This window comes from Antarctobacter jejuensis (assembly GCF_052266595.1).
GTDB classification, from domain to species: Bacteria; Pseudomonadota; Alphaproteobacteria; order Rhodobacterales; family Rhodobacteraceae; genus Antarctobacter; species Antarctobacter jejuensis.
This window is the reverse complement of sequence record NZ_JBQQXJ010000001.1, coordinates 443,324-460,143: the sequence shown is the minus strand read 5'-3', so window position 1 is coordinate 460,143 and position 16,820 is coordinate 443,324. Positions and strand designations below refer to the sequence as shown.

15 protein-coding genes are annotated in these 16,820 nt (G+C 64.8%); 4 read left to right on the top strand and 11 right to left on the bottom strand.

All coding sequences use genetic code 11. The features are described 5' to 3' along the window. Nucleotides 1-4 precede the first annotated feature (4 nt). Complete coding sequence (locus tag ACTXGA_RS02215) at nucleotides 5-847, top strand: glycosyltransferase family 2 protein (protein WP_443391478.1); 843 nt, start codon at nucleotides 5-7, stop codon at nucleotides 845-847. A gap of 70 nt (nucleotides 848-917) precedes the next feature. Here the strand turns inward: ACTXGA_RS02215 and rtcR are convergent, their stop codons facing one another. Then, nucleotides 918-2,504, bottom strand: a complete 1,587-nt coding sequence (rtcR, locus tag ACTXGA_RS02210) for an RNA repair transcriptional activator RtcR (RefSeq protein WP_443391477.1) — start codon at nucleotides 2,502-2,504, stop codon at nucleotides 918-920. A 175-nt stretch (nucleotides 2,505-2,679) separates the two neighbouring features. On the opposite strand from rtcR, the gene ACTXGA_RS02205 reads away from it, so the two are divergent. Both ACTXGA_RS02205 and ACTXGA_RS02200 read left to right on the top strand, forming a co-directional pair. Next, complete coding sequence (locus ACTXGA_RS02205) at nucleotides 2,680-4,236, top strand: vWA domain-containing protein (RefSeq protein ID WP_443391476.1); 1,557 nt, start codon at nucleotides 2,680-2,682, stop codon at nucleotides 4,234-4,236. A gap of 566 nt (nucleotides 4,237-4,802) precedes the next feature. Further along, complete coding sequence (locus ACTXGA_RS02200; protein ID WP_443391475.1) at nucleotides 4,803-6,221, top strand: RtcB family protein; 1,419 nt, start codon at nucleotides 4,803-4,805, stop codon at nucleotides 6,219-6,221. A 6-nt stretch (nucleotides 6,222-6,227) separates the two neighbouring features. Here the strand turns inward: ACTXGA_RS02200 and ACTXGA_RS02195 are convergent, their stop codons facing one another. Genes ACTXGA_RS02195 through ACTXGA_RS02175 form a run of 5 tightly spaced genes read right to left on the bottom strand, consistent with a single transcriptional unit; the run spans nucleotide 6,228 to nucleotide 10,502 of the window. Then, nucleotides 6,228-6,839, bottom strand: a complete 612-nt coding sequence (locus ACTXGA_RS02195) for a hypothetical protein (protein ID WP_443391474.1) — start codon at nucleotides 6,837-6,839, stop codon at nucleotides 6,228-6,230. A gap of 3 nt (nucleotides 6,840-6,842) precedes the next feature. Beyond that, complete coding sequence (locus ACTXGA_RS02190) at nucleotides 6,843-7,598, bottom strand: VWA domain-containing protein (protein ID WP_443391473.1); 756 nt, start codon at nucleotides 7,596-7,598, stop codon at nucleotides 6,843-6,845. Between the two features lie 11 nt (nucleotides 7,599-7,609). Beyond that, nucleotides 7,610-9,283 carry an ABC transporter substrate-binding protein gene (locus ACTXGA_RS02185; RefSeq protein WP_443391472.1) on the bottom strand — a complete coding sequence of 558 codons (1,674 nt, stop codon included), beginning with the start codon at nucleotides 9,281-9,283 and terminating at the stop codon, nucleotides 7,610-7,612. A gap of 50 nt (nucleotides 9,284-9,333) precedes the next feature. Next, a complete protein-coding gene (locus ACTXGA_RS02180) occupies nucleotides 9,334-10,020 on the bottom strand; it encodes a hypothetical protein (RefSeq protein ID WP_443391471.1) in 687 nt (228 codons plus the stop codon). Then, nucleotides 10,017-10,502, bottom strand: a complete 486-nt coding sequence (locus tag ACTXGA_RS02175; protein ID WP_443391470.1) for an OmpA family protein — start codon at nucleotides 10,500-10,502, stop codon at nucleotides 10,017-10,019. Before ACTXGA_RS02175 ends, ACTXGA_RS02180 begins: the two co-directional genes overlap by 4 nt. A 266-nt stretch (nucleotides 10,503-10,768) precedes the next feature. Between ACTXGA_RS02175 and ACTXGA_RS02170 the strand changes: the two genes are divergently transcribed. After that, nucleotides 10,769-12,388 carry a GMC family oxidoreductase gene (locus tag ACTXGA_RS02170; RefSeq protein WP_443391469.1) on the top strand — a complete coding sequence of 540 codons (1,620 nt, stop codon included), beginning with the start codon at nucleotides 10,769-10,771 and terminating at the stop codon, nucleotides 12,386-12,388. On the opposite strand, the gene ACTXGA_RS02165 is transcribed toward ACTXGA_RS02170, so the two are convergent. The 5 genes from ACTXGA_RS02165 to ACTXGA_RS02145 are packed head-to-tail and all read right to left on the bottom strand — an operon-like array spanning nucleotide 12,385 to nucleotide 16,801. After that, nucleotides 12,385-14,373 (bottom strand): sensor histidine kinase, encoded by a 1,989-nt coding sequence (locus ACTXGA_RS02165; RefSeq protein WP_443391468.1) that lies wholly within the window; start codon nucleotides 14,371-14,373, stop codon nucleotides 12,385-12,387. The two genes, ACTXGA_RS02170 and ACTXGA_RS02165, sit on opposite strands and share 4 nt — an antisense overlap. Continuing rightward, nucleotides 14,354-14,833, bottom strand: coding sequence for a DUF6505 family protein (locus ACTXGA_RS02160; RefSeq protein WP_443391467.1), 480 nt, complete (start codon nucleotides 14,831-14,833; stop codon nucleotides 14,354-14,356). The genes ACTXGA_RS02165 and ACTXGA_RS02160 overlap by 20 nt, the downstream gene beginning before the upstream one ends. Further along, complete coding sequence (locus tag ACTXGA_RS02155) at nucleotides 14,830-15,543, bottom strand: biotin/lipoate--protein ligase family protein (protein ID WP_443391466.1); 714 nt, start codon at nucleotides 15,541-15,543, stop codon at nucleotides 14,830-14,832. The genes ACTXGA_RS02160 and ACTXGA_RS02155 overlap by 4 nt, the downstream gene beginning before the upstream one ends. After that, the gene (locus tag ACTXGA_RS02150) at nucleotides 15,540-16,613 is read right to left on the bottom strand and encodes an Mrp/NBP35 family ATP-binding protein (protein WP_443391465.1); all 1,074 of its coding nucleotides are present in this window, start codon (nucleotides 16,611-16,613) and stop codon (nucleotides 15,540-15,542) included. Before ACTXGA_RS02150 ends, ACTXGA_RS02155 begins: the two co-directional genes overlap by 4 nt. Next, nucleotides 16,610-16,801 carry a DUF6494 family protein gene (locus ACTXGA_RS02145; RefSeq protein ID WP_443391464.1) on the bottom strand — a complete coding sequence of 64 codons (192 nt, stop codon included), beginning with the start codon at nucleotides 16,799-16,801 and terminating at the stop codon, nucleotides 16,610-16,612. Before ACTXGA_RS02145 ends, ACTXGA_RS02150 begins: the two co-directional genes overlap by 4 nt. Nucleotides 16,802-16,820: the final 19 nt, after the last annotated feature.

Below are 16,820 nucleotides of genomic sequence, written 5' to 3'. Positions count from 1 at the left end.
CATCTTGAAATCCGCCTATGGCATTGTCGTCCCTGTCCGTAACGAAGCTGCGGTTCTTCCAAGGACGGTGCCCAGACTGCTGGCCGCGACCAAGGGACAACCGGCGCGGATTATCTGGGTCTGCAACGGCTGCAGCGACAACAGCCCCGGCATCATCCGCCGCCTTGCCGGGCCTGCGGCCGAGGTGATCGAGCTAACCCACCCCGGGAAGACAGCGGCCCTGCAAGCCGGAGATGATGCCATGGGCGGGTTGTATCCGCGCCTTTATCTCGACGCGGATACATGGATGAACCCGGGCGATCTTGCCCATCTGATGCAGCCGCTCTTTTCCGGCGTGGCTGATCTTGTGGCGCCAAGGCTGCGCTTTGACATAACCGGGGCATCGCCCTTGTCTGCGCGGATCGGTGCCTGCTGGATGTCCTTGCCGCATGCGCAAACGACGGCTTTCTCGAATGCGATCGGTCTGTCCGCTGCGGCGCGCGGCCTGTGGGACCGCTGGCCCGAAATCACCGGCGACGATATTTTTATCTCTGCCACCGTGCCAAGCGGACGCAAATTGATTGTCCACGAGGCCTCGGCGACCATCGGCATGCCAAGGACGTTTGCAGGCTGGGTCAGAATGCGCGCGCGCTGGCTGAAGGGGGAGGCCGAACTGGCCCACCTTGGTCTCAGCCCGCCAAGGCCAGATCGGCAACGCTCGGACTTGCTGCACCAGATGCTGCGACCGGGAACAGCGCCGGGCGCCTGGGCCTTTGTCGCAGCGCGGCTTCTCGCTCGAACGGCACGGACGGATGCGGGCCTATCGACCTGGGTGCCGGACAGGGCGGTTGATACGGGCAATGCCTGATACGGTTTCGGGTTTTGGCGAGGTTTGAGGGCCGGGGCATGCAAAACTGTTTCCGCGCTGTCTGACCTGGTCAGCGCGGGGGCATTGGCGCGGCAGAGACGCTGTCCCAGTCCAACCCGAATTTGGCGAGGTATTTGCGCAGGCGGTCGGCGTCGTTTGTCGTGGTGCGTCTGCTGCGGGAGACCGCGAACAGGGTGCGTCCGGCGGCGCTGAGGCTGCTGGCATTACGGCAGGTGCGGATGGCATGCGCCAGTTGCACGAGGTCGAAGGGGTCGATCTCTTGCGCGGCATCCCCCAGCACGTCGCTGACCAGCCGCAGGTCATGGTCCGATTGCGCGCGCATCCAGTCGTCCCGCAGGGCAGCGATTTCTTCATCGACCATCGCCGCCGTGATCCGGCCGCGCGGGGCCAGCACGCACATGCGGCGGATCGAGCCGCCGAAATCGCGGAAATTGCCGGGCCATGGGGTGGCGGGGTCGCGGGCAAAGCGCAGGTAGGTGTCGCGCGCATCGGTGTTGAAACCGACACGGATGCCCAGATCCTTTTCCGCGCGGGCCAGTTCAAAGATCAGGTTGGCCTCGATATCCTCACGCCGGTCGCGCAGGGCGGGCAGGCGAAAGCTCCACATGTTCAGGCGCGCGAGCAGGTCGGGGCGGAATTTTCCCTCTGCCGTCAGCGCGCGCAGGTCGCGGTTGGCGCCCGCGATGATCTGAAACCGGCTGCTGACCTCATGGTCCGATCCCAGCGGGTAGAACCGCCCGGTTTCGATCGCGTGCAACAGGATGCTTTGTTCGTTGGGGCCCAGCTCGTCCAGTTCGTCCAGAAACAGCACGCCGCCGTCCGCCTCGCGCAAGAGGCCGCTGCGTTCGGTGCCTGCCTGTCCTGTGAAACTGCGCCGCTGACCGTAGAGCGTGGCAAGCGCATCCTGCCCGCGCAGGGTGGCGCAGTTGACGTGGACGATGCGGCCCTTCACCCGGCGGCGGTCCAGTTTCAGCGTGTGGATGCGTTCGGCCAGTTGCGTCTTGCCGGTGCCGGTTTCCCCCAGCAGCAGGATCGGTTCGTCCGAGTTGCTGGCCACCAACTCGATGCGGTCGATCAGCGCGTTATAGGCGGGGTTGGCGGTCTCGATCCCGCCTTTCAACTGGTCGCTGTATTCGCGCGACAGCTGATCGAACCGTTGCTGCAGCGCGTTGTATCGGCTGAGGTCGAGGTCGATGACGTCCATCCGGGCCTGCGTTTCTTCCGGTCCGGGAGGGCCGGTCTGCAGCAGGCGGGCGGGGAGGTGACGGCTTTCGGTCAGCAGGAACCAGCAGATCTGGGCCACATGCGTGCCGGTAGTCAGATGGACGTGATAGCGTTCGCGGTCCTCGTCAAAGCCGTAGCCGCGGGCAAAGTCGAAGAGCTTTCCATAGACCTCCTGAAAGTCCCAGGGGTTGGACAGGTCCAGATTGCGCAGCAGCACCTCTGTTTCGGGGCGCGCGGCCTGCACCTCTTTCTGGACGTGCCCGGCCAGACGCTGAAACCGCATGTCATAGAGGATCTCCAGCCGGTCGACCGCGAAACCATCGTGCGTGACAAGGCTGACCGTGGGCTTCCAACGGCGATTCTTGCCCATGTCGAGCTGCGTTCCGAGGAAGCCGAGGACGACGTTTTTCAAGTGGCTATCCAAAGTGATAAATTACGATAATGATGTATCGTATATTCAGGTAAAGCTTTGCGCAAGATCGCATATTGTTCACTTATTTCAGCTACTTGCGCCGGTTTTCGATTTCTTTCGGGTGCCTCCCTTTGTCATGGCAAAACATCCTCACCAACAATGAAGGAACAGAGCAATGGCAAACAAATCCGTGTTTGCATCGATGCGGGGCCGGTTGCTGCCCAAGGCAACCACGCGGAACGCCGAAGGCGCGCCGGCCTTTGCCTACACCGATGCCCATGCCTTCGCGCAACTGGCGGCCACCGGCACGATCGGCGGCATGTTCTACCAGTCGGCGCAGGATGAACTGACCCGCGTGATCGATCTGGCCGACAAGGTCGAACCGGAGTTCCTTGCCCAAACGGCGGTTTATGCCCGCCAGAAGGGGTACATGAAGGACATGCCGGCGGTGCTGCTGGCCGTGCTGGCGCGGCGCGATCCGGCGCTGTTCCGGGCGGTCTTTGGCCGGGTGATCACGCATGGCAAGATGCTGCGGACCTTCGTGCAGATTGTCCGTTCGGGCCAGACCGGGCGCAAGTCGCTGGGGTCTGCGCCGAAGGCGATGGTGCAGAACTGGCTGAACGCGGCCTCGGACCGGGCGATCCTGAGCGCCAATATCGGCAACGATCCGTCGCTGGCGGATGTGATCAGGATGGTTCACCCGAAACCGGCGGATGCGCGCCGCGAGGCGCTGTTTGCCTGGATCATCGGGCGTCCCTGCGATGTGGCCCTGTTGCCGGAGACGGTTCGGGACTGGATGACCTTTGACGCAGGCCGTGATGGTCCGCTGCCGGATGTGCCGTTCCAGATGCTGACGCAATTGCCGCTGACCACGGATCACTGGGCGCGCATGGCGCGCACCGGTTCCTGGCAGATGGTGCGTCAGAACCTGAACACCTTCCTGCGTCACGGCGTCTTTGCCGAGGCGGAGACGGTGGATCATGTGGCCGCGCTGTTGCGTGACCCGGTCGCAATCTCCAAGGCCCGCGCCTTTCCCTACCAGATGATGGTGGCGGCGCAGAACGTGGCCCCGGAGTTGCCGCGCGAGATCGTGGATGCGTTGCATGACGCCATGGAACGGGCAGTGCGCAATGTGCCGAAGGTGGCCGGAGAGGTGGTGATCTGCCCGGACGTCTCTGCGTCGATGACGTGGCCGGTGACGGGGTATCGCAAGGGCGCAAGCTCTGCCGTGCGTCACGTGGATGTGGCCGCGCTGGTCGCGGCGGCCTTCATGCGGGTGAACCGCAAGTGCCAGGTTCTGCCGTTCGAGGTGCAGGTGCGCGAAACGCGTCTAAACCCGCGCGACACGGTCCTGACCAACGCGGAACGCCTGTGCAAGCTGGCCGGGGGCGGGACCAACTGTTCTGCGCCGCTGAGGTTGCTGAATCAGCGCCGCGCGGCACCGGACCTGGTGGTTTTCGTGTCTGATAACCAGTCCTGGGTCGATGCCGGGACCGGGCGTCAGTCGACCGCGATGATGGCGGAATGGGAGGCGCTGAAACGGCGCAACCCGAAGGCCAAACTGGTCTGCATCGACATCGCGCCTTACGGCACGACGCAGGCGCAGACACGTGAGGACGTGTTGAACATCGGCGGGTTCTCGGACGCGGTCTTTGACCGGATCGCGGATTTTGCAAAGGGCCGGACAGGTGCCGAAAACTGGGTGCGCGAGATCGAGAAGATCGAGATCTGACGCATCGATAACAAAGGGTCAGGCGGAATGCCGACGGGACTACATTTTTGGATAATGTCGCTGTCTCGTCATTCAGTTGTCCGCCTGACCCACCTTGGAATTGACAGGAAAGGAATTTTGTCCCGGCGAATGCCGGTGGAACTACAGCGCTGTTAACGCCCAGGTCGCGGGTTCGAATCCCGTCGTGGCCGCCAACCATATGGCCGCGTAGCTCAGTCAGGTAGAGCAGGTCTTGTTTCACCACCCATTTGTCGCCGGGACACCCTTGGGGATGAGGGGGCTTCCCCCCATCCCCGACCAATTTGCGGGAGGAATGCCTGCGGGGCTCCTTGTTACTCAAAATTACAACCCTCGCACCCCCTTGTCCTCCTGACCTTGAACGAAAGCACAGACCCTGGCGAATGCCGAAGGAACTACATGGCTCCACACTTCCGGGGTAACCGAGCGGGTTCGATTCCCCTCCTTGCCGGTGCCCATATGGCAAACGCGGGACTTCGGTTCTGCGGGGCAGGTCCCGGGTTCGTTTCTTCACCCTTGTCGCCAGGTCCCTTTACAGGAGAAGATTGATGATGATGACCGACGCAAAAGATTTTGACCCCGTGACCGGCGACCACCTCAAGGAATGGGGGCACCGCCCGGGCAAGCAGTTTCCGACGCTGCTGGAAAAGGCCAACGCGATGCGCGCCGAGGGCTTTGGCCTTGTGCGCATCCGGCAGGAACTGGAGGGGGATATCCCGCCAGAGCCCGTGACGCTGGACCTTCGCGCTCCGGGAGAACTGACATTCGAGGAAAACATCGACGTCGCCCACCCGGATGAGGAGGACAACGTTGCCAAGGTGCGCGAAACCATGCGCGCGCTGATGCGCACGCCGACGATAGAGGCCGGGGCCATCATGCCGGACGCCTGTCCGGCGGGGCCGGTGGGCACGATCCCGGTGGGCGGAGTGGCCGCCGCGCGCAACGCGATCCATCCGGGGATGCATTCGGCGGATATCTGTTGTTCCGTCATGATCACCGATCTGGGCGATGCGGACCCCAAGGCGGTGCTGGACGCGGCGCAGTCGGTCACGCATTTCGGGCCGGGCGGGCGCCGCGCGGGGGACCGGATCGAGGTGTCTGCCGACCTCATGGAGGGGTTTCACGCCAACCCGTTCCTGAACAACCCGAAGTCGCTGCGCATGGCCGAAGAGCACATGGGCACACAGGGCGACGGCAACCATTTCCTGTTTGTCGGACGCTCGCGCAAGACCGGGCGCACGGCGATTGTCACGCATCACGGCTCTCGTGGGCCGGGGGCGGTGCTGTACAAGACCGGGATGGCCGTGGCGGAACGCTATCGCAAGGAACTGTCGCCCGATACGCTGAAACAGAACGCCTGGATCCCGGCGGATACGGAAGAGGGGCGCGACTATTGGGCGGCCCTGCAGGTGATCCGCGACTGGACCAAGGCGAACCATAGCTGCATCCATGATGCCGCCGTTGCGGCGGCGCGGGCGGATGTGGGCGACCGGTTCTGGAATGAGCACAACTTCGTCTTCAAGCGGGGCGACCTGTATTATCACGGCAAGGGCGCGACCCCGGCCTGGGGTGACTATGCGCCGGATGCCAGCGGCCTGACGCTGATCCCGCTGAACATGTCGCAGCCGGTTCTGGTGGCGCGGGGCAAGGATGCGGGGCATGGCCTTGGGTTCAGTCCGCATGGGGCAGGGCGCAACTTTTCGCGCTCTGAACACATCCGGCGCATGGGATCGGTCACGCCCGAGCAGATGCTGGAGGCCGAAACCGAGGGGCTGGACATCCGGTTCCACGCGGGCGGTGTGGACGCCTCCGAACTGCCGTCCAGCTACAAGGACGCGGAGAGCGTGGTGGCGCAGATCGGCAAGTACGGGCTGGCCGAGATCGAGGATTACATCGATCCCTATGGCTGCATCATGGCGGGCGACGTGCCGCCGTTCTGGAAGAAGAAAGGCAAGAAGCGGCGCTGAGCCGCTTCAGTCCTCGTTGGGGCGCAGCGACTGGTCGCGCCGGTGGGCCGAGGTGTCCAGCCGACGTGAGGCGCGGGTGCCGGGCACCAGCAGCTCTGCCTTGCGGAAATAGGCGCGCAGCTCTTCCTTGACGATGCCCAACTCCTTGCGGATGGCGCGCACGGTCATGGATTGCCAGGGCTCGTGCTCGAAGGGGATCAGGTGCAGATCCTTGTTCGGCAGGTTGTCGACGGAAAACCCCACCCCCAGCCGGTAACTGGGGATGTGTTCGGCTTTGAACTGCCAGACCTTGGGATACAGCGTTGTCGAGACGTGGATGAAGGTATCCACCGCCTCATCTGTGATGTCAGAGGCCGCACCCATGGTGGCCCCGATGACAAAGGCCTCATCCTGCACGTGCAGCCCACGGCCAAGGATCACATGAATGCAGTCATGCCGGGCAAGGCTGATCGCGCCGGGCAGGGCGTCCGGGCTTTCGGGGTTTTCGTACTTGCGGATGATCTCCGGCACATCCTCGGCATCGGCCGCGGGCAGGGTGGCCAGCACCTGGGCCAGGGTCATGTCGTCGGTGTCGAGCCCGGGGTTCCATTCGTCCCATTCCAGCAGCGCGCGGCCCATGTCCTACTTGTCCCCTTCGAAGGCCGTGATCGGCTGAAAGCTGGCGTTTTCCGCCGCCACGGCCTGCAACGCCTCGCCCAGCTTGCTGACGTCATCGACGGCGACATAGCTGGTGCTGCCCTCGGCGTTCAGAACGTGCCGCCGCCCGATGCCGATGCCGATGGTGGCGACCTGTATGGGCGTGTTGTTCACGGTTTCCTTGACCTCTGCGATCAGGCGGTCCGCATCATCCGCCGCACCGTCAGTGGTGACGATGATCCGGTAGGTCCCGAAAGAGCGCGCGCGCGCGGCCTCCGCCGACAGGAAGTCACGCGCCGCCGACAGGGCGGGGCCAAGCGGCGTGCTGCCGGTGGGGCGCAGTGGCAGCAGGCTGTTGGACAGGGTCAGGCTGGCGTCCTCTACCGAGGTCATCGGCAGCACCAGCCCCGCGTTCAGCGCCAGCACGCCGACACGGTCCTGCGGGTCCATCATCTTGATGGTCTGCATCACGGCGGCCTTGGCCTGTTCCAGATCCGATCCCATGGACCCGGAATCATCCAGCACGATCATGGTAAAGATGCGGTCGGGGTCCGGGATGCTTTCCACATCCGGCACCTCGATCAGCGGCGGCCAGACGGAAATCGCCGCCCAGTCCACCTCTCCCATGTCCGCGCTGGAGGCGACATAGGTGTCGTCGCCACCCATGTTCTGCGCCACCATAAAGGCGCTGACGGCTATGATGCCCGCGACGGCGAAAGCTGCATTCTTGGCTTTTCCCATGTCAGCCCCCCTCAGAGCGGGTCAAAGGTTGTGGCTTCGGCCTGCGCAGTCAGCACGCGGAACACCACGCGCATGTTCTGCCGCCATTCGGATTCCGTGGTTGGCGGGTTGAAGGCCGGGCTGGAGATGCCGACACCATCGACGATGAACTGATCGCGGATCACCCGGATGCCATTTTCGCCGGCGTATCGTTCCAGCGCGTCGACCACGGCGATGGCGCGTTGCAGCGACAGGTTCTGAGTCGAGGTGCGGATGCCACGCAATTCGGACTTGGCGGCGCCATCCTTTTGGCGCCGCAGAAAGTGCAGCGGATCGGCGTGGCCCTCGACGGTGATGATCGCGCCGGAATAGGTAGAGGCAAGGCGCAGGATCTCTTCGAAATCATCAGCATAGAGGTCCATCGGGAAATCCGGGGTGTCCGGCTCGAAATAGACCTGAAAGTCGATCTTGGTATTGGCGTCCAGCTGCCCGGTGCGGCGCAGGCGGTTGACGGCCTGCGCGGCCTTTTCGGGATTGAAGGCGGCAACCTGACGGTCGTCGAGGTTGTTCAGCCCATCGGTCAGCGTGGTGTAATCCCACTCTGCGGTGGTCAGTTCATAGGGGAATCCGATCATGCCCGCGCCCCGCAACGAGGTGGCGACCTCGGTGCTGAGCACCGAGTAGCGGCGCGGGTCAGATGCGTCGGCAAAGTGGCGGGCATTGCCCGACCAGCCGTCGGTGATGGCATCCATCCAGAGGAACACACCCTCTTCCTGCGGCAGGCCGCCAAGGAATTCATCGGCCATCAGTTGCGCCATTGCGGCGCGGTCGGAATTGCCTTCTTCGGCCATGAAGGCGCGCATCTGTTCCTCGGCGCGGAACAGCACGTTGACCAGTTTTGCAATCTCGTCCTGATGGGCGTCGAAGTAGTCTGCGCGCACCGCGATGTAGTCCGACACAACCGATGTCGCCTCCAGCGTCGAGATCAGGATGGTCGATCCCTTGACCGACCCTTCGGCGCCTGTGCCCACGGTGCCGTCAGAGGTCAGAAAGCGCGCATCGGGCAGGATGACGGCGGCGGCGTCTGCCTTGCCGTCGGCAAACAGGTTGGCGGGTGTGTCGCCGTCGCCGGTCAGGCCCTCGGCCCAGACAACCGTGACGTCGTCAAAGCTGAGGCCCGCGTCCGACAGCACGCGGCCGACAAAATCGACATGCGGGCCATAGGCCTGAATGGCGATGCGCTTGCCATTGAGGTCCGAGGGCCGCTGAATGCCGTCGGCGGCCACGATTCCGTCACCTGCGGACCAGCTGTGTTTGAAAAAGACGATCTGTTCGGTGCGCGGGTCGGCCTCTGTCACCGGGGCGGCGGCCATCAGCATCCCCAGCGTGCCGCGCAGGAAGGGCGTGTCGCAGGCAAGGTAATCCTCGACCTGTCCGGCAAAGTTGTCCTTGACCGACAGCGAAAGCTCCCAGCCGGCGTCCCGCAGGAGACCGGATTTCGGTGACAGCGACTGGCCGTTGGCATGGACGACGACGCCGTCCGCGCCCCATGCGATCAGGGGCATTTTCTGCGCCGTGCCGCCAGAACAATCCCGGACCGGGCTGGAGATGACCTCGGCCAGCGGGTCGCCGGTTTCGGCCAGCGCGGGCGTGGCACCGATCACCACGGTCAGCATCAGCGCTGCGGATCGAATGAGTGCTTTCATAACAAGTCCTTCGTCTTGGTCGGGGAACGGGTCCCGTAAATTCAGGGCGCTCAGCGGCGCAAAAGGGTCTCTGCCGTGGATGATGCCACCTCAACCTTTTCAAGCAAAGAGGTGATGGCGCGGGCCTCGACGCTGTCCAGCGCGGCATGCAGGCTTTCGATGCTGGAACGCAGGTGGGCGCGGCTGGCCTCGACATCCTTGCCATCACCGGCGCGGGCGCGCAGGGCGCCGTGGGTTTCGATCGCCTCCACCACCAGTTCCGAGCGCGACAGCACGGTCTGCACGCGGGGCAGTTCCTGCGGCGCGTAGAACAGGCTTTTGGCCAGAGCATCGAAACGGTCGGCGGTCTGCATCAGCAGGGTCTGGATGTCCTCCTGCGTGCCGGGGGCAATGGCGCGAACGCGGCGGGCGCGGTCATGGGTTTCGATCACCGTGGCCAGCGCGGTGGCATGGCGGCCCGATTGCGCCCCGTGCAACTGGTCAAAGGCGTGGCGCAGCAGCGTGGCCTCCGAATGCAGTCTTTGCGAAGGCAGGAGATTCAACAGCCCCAGTGACAGCAGCAGGCCCAGCACGAAGGCCACGATCACATGCGAATAGGGAAACCAGATCGGCAGGCGCACAAAGGTCAGATAGACCAGCCCGGCGACCAGCACCGCACCAAGGATCAGCAGCGTCGGCAACAGCGGCGCGCGGGATGAGACGTTGCGCCCGCTGGCGGCGGTCTCGTAGACGCTCATGGGCGCACCTGCCAATCCAGCGTCACCCGGGCGAGGCCTGCCTGATAGGCACGGTCGCTTTCGCCATCCTTTTGCGACAGGGGATCGCCGCCGCCCACACCGCCGACCCAGTCGACGCGTTCCGCCGGGAACCCCGCCGCCCGGGCGACGCTGCGCGCGGCTTCGGCGCGTTGTTCCGACAGATCGAGGTTGGCGGAGTCGTCGCCCTGTGTGCCGCTGTGTCCGGTGATGCGCAGGGTGATGCGGTCATCGGCGGCCAGTTCGGCCAGCTTGGCCTTCAGCCGCGCCTCTTCGCCCTTGGCAAAGCTGGTGCCGCGGCTGAAGAAGAAGTCGTCAGAGGCAGGCGAGAGCGCCGCCCCGGCAATCCCCAGCGCAGCGGCCCCGCCCAGCGACAGGGCGACAAGAACGGCACCGATGACAGCGCGTCGCGGCAGACCGGGGGCCGATTGTTTCACGACAGGCGGCTGGGTCTTGGTATTCACGGGCAGAGGCTCCTCGCGGAAAAAATGTGTTGCTTGCCACCATAACCACAAAACCGCGTGACGGAACCTCTGGAAATCATGGCCTTTTGCGGCACGAAATCCGCATATTGCCCATTTTTCGTGTGTTTTGCCCGCTTGATGGGCGTCCTAGTCGTCCCGCAAACGAGGAGGGCGCGCGGTAAATGCGGCCGTTCCCCCGGATTTAGCAACTTGTGGCTCCGCGCGGCCTGACCATACTGCCCCCGGACCAACAGGGAGAGGCTGTGATGCAGGATCTGGGGACCTACGACTATGTCATCGTCGGCGCGGGCAGCGCCGGTTGCGTGCTGGCCAACCGCCTGAGCGAAGACCCCGGAACCCGCGTTCTGCTGTTGGAGGCGGGCGGCAGCGACAATTACCACTGGGTCCATATTCCGGTCGGCTACCTGTACTGCATCGGCAATCCGCGCACCGACTGGGGGTTCAAGACCGCGCCCTGTGCCGGGCTGAACGGGCGCGAACTGCTCTATCCGCGCGGCAAGATCCTGGGCGGGTGTTCGTCGATCAACGGGATGCTGTACCTGCGCGGGCAGGCGGCGGATTACGATGGCTGGCGGCAGATGGGCCTGACCGGCTGGGGCTGGGACGACGTGCTGCCCTATTTCATGAAGTCCGAGGATTACTACGGCGGTGCGGACGAGGTGCACGGCGAAGGCGGCGAATGGCGTGTCGAGGAACCGCGCGTGCGCTGGGACATTCTGGATGCGTGGAAAGAGGCGGCGGTGGCGGCAGGCATTCCGGCGACCGAGGATTTCAACCGGGGCGACAACTTTGGCGTCGGCTATTTCAAGGTGAACCAGAAATCCGGCTGGCGGTGGAGCACCGCCAAGGGGTTTCTGCGCCCGGCAAAGACACGGGCCAACCTGACGGTCATGACCGGGGCGCAGGCAGAGCGCCTGCTGTTCGACGGGCGGCGTGCCAGCGGTGTTCGGTTTCGCAAGGACAACACCGGCTTTTCCGTGCAGGCGCGGCAGGAGGTGATCCTGTCCTCCGGCGCAATCGGGACACCGCAGATCCTGCAATTGTCGGGCATCGGTCCGGGTGCGTTGCTGCAGGAACACGGGGTAGAGGTGCGGCTGGATCAGCCGCAGGTCGGCGCGAACCTGCAGGATCACCTGCAGATCCGCTGCGCCTACAAGGTGCAGGGGGTCAAGACGCTGAACACCATGGCCAACAGCATGATCGGGCAGGCGAAGATCGGGCTGGAATACCTGCTGACGCGCTCCGGACCGATGTCGATGGCCCCCAGCCAGTTGGGGGCCTTTGCCTATTCGTCACAGGACGTGGCGACGCCGGACCTTGAATACCATGTGCAGCCGGTGACGCTGGACGCCTTTGGCCAGCCGCCGCATGATTTTCCGGCGATCACCGCCAGTGTCTGCCACCTGCGCCCGGAAAGCCGGGGGCATGTGCGCATCACCTCTCCTGATGCCACGGCGCACCCGGAAATCCAGCCCAACTACCTGTCCACCGAGGGCGACAGGCTGGTCGCCGCACGCGCCATCCGGCTGACGCGCCGGATCATGGCGCAGGAGCCGCTGGCGCAATTCCGCCCCGAGGAATTCAAGCCCGGCCCGCAGTACCAGACCGATGCCGAACTGTCCGAAGGGGCAGGGCAGATCGCCTCGACCATCTTTCACCCGGTCAGCACCGCGCGCATGGGAACAGACGATGCGGCGGTCGTGGACGCGCGCCTGCGGGTGAAAGGGATGGAGGGGCTGCGCGTGGTCGATGCCTCTGTCATGCCGTGCATCACCTCTGGCAACACCAATTCGCCGACGATCATGATCGCCGAGAAGGCCGCCGACATGATCCGCGAGGACGCCCGCGCGGCGGTACTGGCCTAGGCGGCAGGCAGCCACACGCGAAACACCGCGCCGCCGCCCTCGACATTGCCGGCGGTGATCAGACCGCCCGCGCGCTGGACGAGCGTCTGCGAGATCGACAGGCCGAGGCCGGTGCCCTCTCCGTGTTTGGTGGTGAAGAAGGGATCAAAGACCGCCTCTGCCATCCCCTCGGGCAGACCCGGCCCGCTGTCGCGCACCCGCAGGCAGGCCCCGGCTTTGCCGTCGCGGTCCTCGGTCGACAGGGTCAGGGTCAGCTTGCCGTCATGTCCCATGGCCTGCATCGCATTCATGATCAGGTTGATGATGACCTGCTGCATCTCTCCCGGATCGGCCTGCACCTCTGGCGCCGGTCCCAGATGGGTCTCGACGGTGATGGCGCTCTTGGACAGGACGTGTTCGACCAGCAGCAGGCAATCCTCGATCAGCGGGGCCAGTACCACGCGGTCCTCATAGCCGTGGAATTCGCCGGGCCGCGCGAATTGCAGCAGCTTGCCGACCATCGCGTCGATGCGCGCCACCTGACGGTCCACGAGGTCCAGTTCCGTCCTGACCGGTTCCGCCTTGTCGCCCAGCGTTTCGCGGATCACGTCCACGTTGCCCTGTATCACCGCCACGGGGTTGTTGATTTCATGCGCGACACCGGCGGTGATTTCGCCTATGGAGGCCAGTTTCTCGTTCATGACCAACTGGCGATAGGTCTCTTCCAGCTTGGCATTGGCCTCGCGCAGTTCGGCGGTGCGCTCTTCGACCCGCTGGTTGAGGTCATCCGCCCAGGCGCGCAGGCGGGCGTCGCGGTCCTGCACCTGTCCCAGAAGATCGTCCAGATGCCCGGCCACCTGTCCGATCTCATCGCGCGAGCCGACATCGCCATAACGCGCCGACAGATCGCCGCGCCCGACGCGGCGCATGGTCTGGGTGATGCGTTCCAAGGGCTCAAAGATCCCCCGCGCCATCCAGAAGAAGACCGGCACAGACAGCACCAGAACCGCGGCAAAGGCGCCCAGCATCCACATCACCGCCTGCCGTTTGGCCGCCGTGAACGGTGCCTCCAGAAACCCGACATACAGCATCCCGACCCGCTGGCCGAAACTGTCGGTCAGCGGCAGGTAGCCCGAAATATACCAGTCATTGACCACGAAGGCGCGGTTGAGCCATGTCTTGCCGTCACCCAGAACCGCCTGCCGCACCACGGCAGAGACCCGCGTGCCCAAGGCGCGCACATCCTCGAACAGGCGCACATTGGTCGAGACACGAACGTCTTCGAGGAACAGCGTCGCGGTGCCCTGACGGTCGCCGCCGGTCACCGCGTTAAGGTAGACCAGCGCATTGATCGTGTCGATGAATTGCAGGTTCCGGTTCAACAGGATGCCGCCCACCAGCACACCGTCGTGGCCATCCAGATGAACGGGGGCCGCGGAATGCACCACCATGCCGCGATCCTCCACCGTGCGGTCGGTGGGCACCGCAGCCTCTGTTTCGATCAGGGGGATGCGGGCACGGGCGGCCAGCTTGCCCGGCAAGGCACCAAGGTCTTCGGCCGCGAAGATGTCGATCTGCGTTTCGGGGCGGCCGGCCAGACCGGCGGCGATCACCGGCCAGCGGATGGCATCCATCGCGTCGGCCTTGGGCAGGTAGTAAAGGAAATCGAGGCCCAGAGAGGCGCGTTTGCCGGAGAGGTAGTCGCCAAGCGCCGTGGCGTCACGCGCCAGCACGCGCCCGAACTCGGCGCTTTCGGCCACGCCGATCAACTCGTCGCCGGTGGTGTCCATGATGCGGGCAAGGTACTGTTCGGCGATCCGCAGATCGGATTCCACGTTGGCGATCAGCACCGCGTCATAGTCGCTGGTCCACCGCGTCATCCCGAGGATCAGCAGGAGCGGCATGAGCACCGTCAAGGGGGCCAGCGCCAGCACCAGAAGGCGCAGGCGCACCGAGGTCGCGGGCCGCCGCCCGCGCCGGGTGGTATCAGTCGTCGAGCGATCCATGGATCGCGAACTGTTCCAGCCCCGCCGCCTGCGCCTCGATCACGCGGTACGCCTCACGCACGCCCGAAGGCGTCAATTCGCGGGCGACCGTCAGCAGGGTGTTGGCGTCGTGGTCTTCGCACAACTCGGCCATATGGTCGATTTCCTCTTGCGCCACCGGGCGCGCGGCCTCGACCGAGGGCGCGCCGTAATAGGTCACGAAGTGCTGTGCCAAGAGATCGGTCAGCGCGTCCATCTCTGCCGGTTCCACAGCCGTGACCGCAACAAATGTCACTCGACCGCCGGTTTCCAGACCGAACCAGCCATTGGCAAAGGCCTGCCGCGCCTTGCCCGCCAGATCGCCCTCGGTCCAGTTGGAAAACTCGAACCCGCCGGAAACGCACCACTCTCCGGTGCGCGCCGGGCTGGCGAAGACGTTCATGTCGCTTTCATCGAAATGGATCGCACGGGCAAGCTTCATGGGGCGTCCTCCAGCAGGCTGGTCAGCGGGATCAGGTGGGTGGTGTCGTGGTCACGCAAGAGCATGCCAAAGCTTTCGTCGATGCCAAGGAACGTGCCGGGGCGGCCATCCTGCACCACGGTTTCGCCGATGCCATGGGCCAGACCGCGCCATTCGGCATGCAGCGGTTTCGCCCCCTCGGCCTCCCAGCGCGCAATCCAGTTCAGCGTGTGCCGCGCCCAGGCTTCGACAAGGCGATGCGGATCCACGTCGGCGCAGCCTTCCTCGAAGAGGGCGGTCTGTTCGGGCGCATTGCCCGGATCGCCACCGGCCAGTGTCAGGGGCAGTTCGAACCCCACGACCAGCCAATCCGGCACCTTGTCCGGGTCACTGTCCGAGGCGCAGGCACGAAACACGCCACAGCCCGCGCCGTTCACAAGGATTGCGCCCGCCCAGGCAAGATGCACCGCCACCTCTGGCGGAGCCAGCGCGCCAAGCGCGTTCTGAAAGCCCACGCCGCAGAGCGGCAGCATCACCGCCGCCTCGCGCAGCGGCACTTCGGGCGCAAAGATCAGCGCCGCGCCCATCCGGTCGACCGCCACACGGTGACAGATCAGTCCCGCGTCGCAGCCCCGGATGGCGCGCATCACCGCGCCGTCAAAGGGATCGCCGCTGACCGCCTCGCCGCTCATGGCGGGGGGAAAGGTCAGCGGCTGGGCCTCTGCGCTCATGCCACGCCCCGCGCCACCAGCGCCTGCGCCACGGCATGAAAGGCCTGCGCCTGCGCGCTGTCGGGTTTGCTGGCCACGATGGGCGCGCCGCCGTCAGAGGCAAGGCGGATCTGCAGGTCCAGCGGCACTTCGGCCAGCAGGGGCACGCCCAGCTTGGCCGCCTCGGCGGCCACGCCGCCGTGCCCAAAGACATGTTCCTCATGCCCGCAGTTGGTGCAGATATGTGTGCTCATGTTTTCGATCATACCAAGGATCGGCACATTTAGCTGCTTGAACATGTCGATGCCTTTGCGCGCGTCCATCAGCGCCACGTCCTGCGGGGTGCTGACCACGATGGCGCCGTCCACATGCGCCTTTTGGCTGAGGGTCATCTGCACGTCGCCGGTGCCGGGCGGCAGATCCACCAGCAGCACATCCAGTGCGCCCCATTGCACCTGCGTCATCATCTGTTGCAGCGCCCCCATCAGCATCGGCCCGCGCCAGACCACGGCCTGATCCTCGTTCGTCATCAGGCCGATGGACATCATGGTGACGCCGTGGTTGCGCAGCGGCAGGATGGTCTTGCCATCCGGCGAGGCGGGACGCCCGGAGACGCCCAGCATGCGCGGCTGCGACGGACCGTAGACATCGGCATCCAGCAAGCCCACGCGCCGTCCCTGTGCCGCCAGTGCGACCGCAAGGTTGGAGGAAACGGTCGATTTTCCGACCCCGCCCTTGCCAGAGGCGATGGCGATGATGTGGTCAACGCCGGGGATCTTCTGCGGTCCCTGCGGTTCCGCCTTTTTCTTCAGGCCAAGGTCCGGCGGGGCCTTTTCCGAATGGCCCGTCAGCACGATAGAGACCTTTTCGACCCCCGGCATCGCGCCCAGTTTCGCCTCTGCCTCGGCCTTGGTCCGGCCAAAGGCCTCTGCGTGTTGGGGCGCGATTTCCATCACGAAGCGCACCGCGCCGCCATCCACGTTCAGCGCCCGCATGACGCCGCTGGCAACGATGTCACCGCCCGCCACCGGGTCCGCCACGGTTTTCAGAATGTCCAGAACCGCCGCACGATCCGCCGCCACCTGGGTCATTCCTGTCCCTTGATCTCGCCCGTGACCTCATGGGTCAGGTTCAGTTCGGGGATGGTGACCACGGCCTTGACCTCAAAGCTTTTGCCACCGGCCGGGGCATTGCGCATGGCCTCTTCGATGGCCTGCTGAGAGGTGACGCCCACCTGTTTCAGGAATTTCCGCATCGACATGTTGAAGTCGTCGCTCATCTTTCATCGCTCCCTTTCA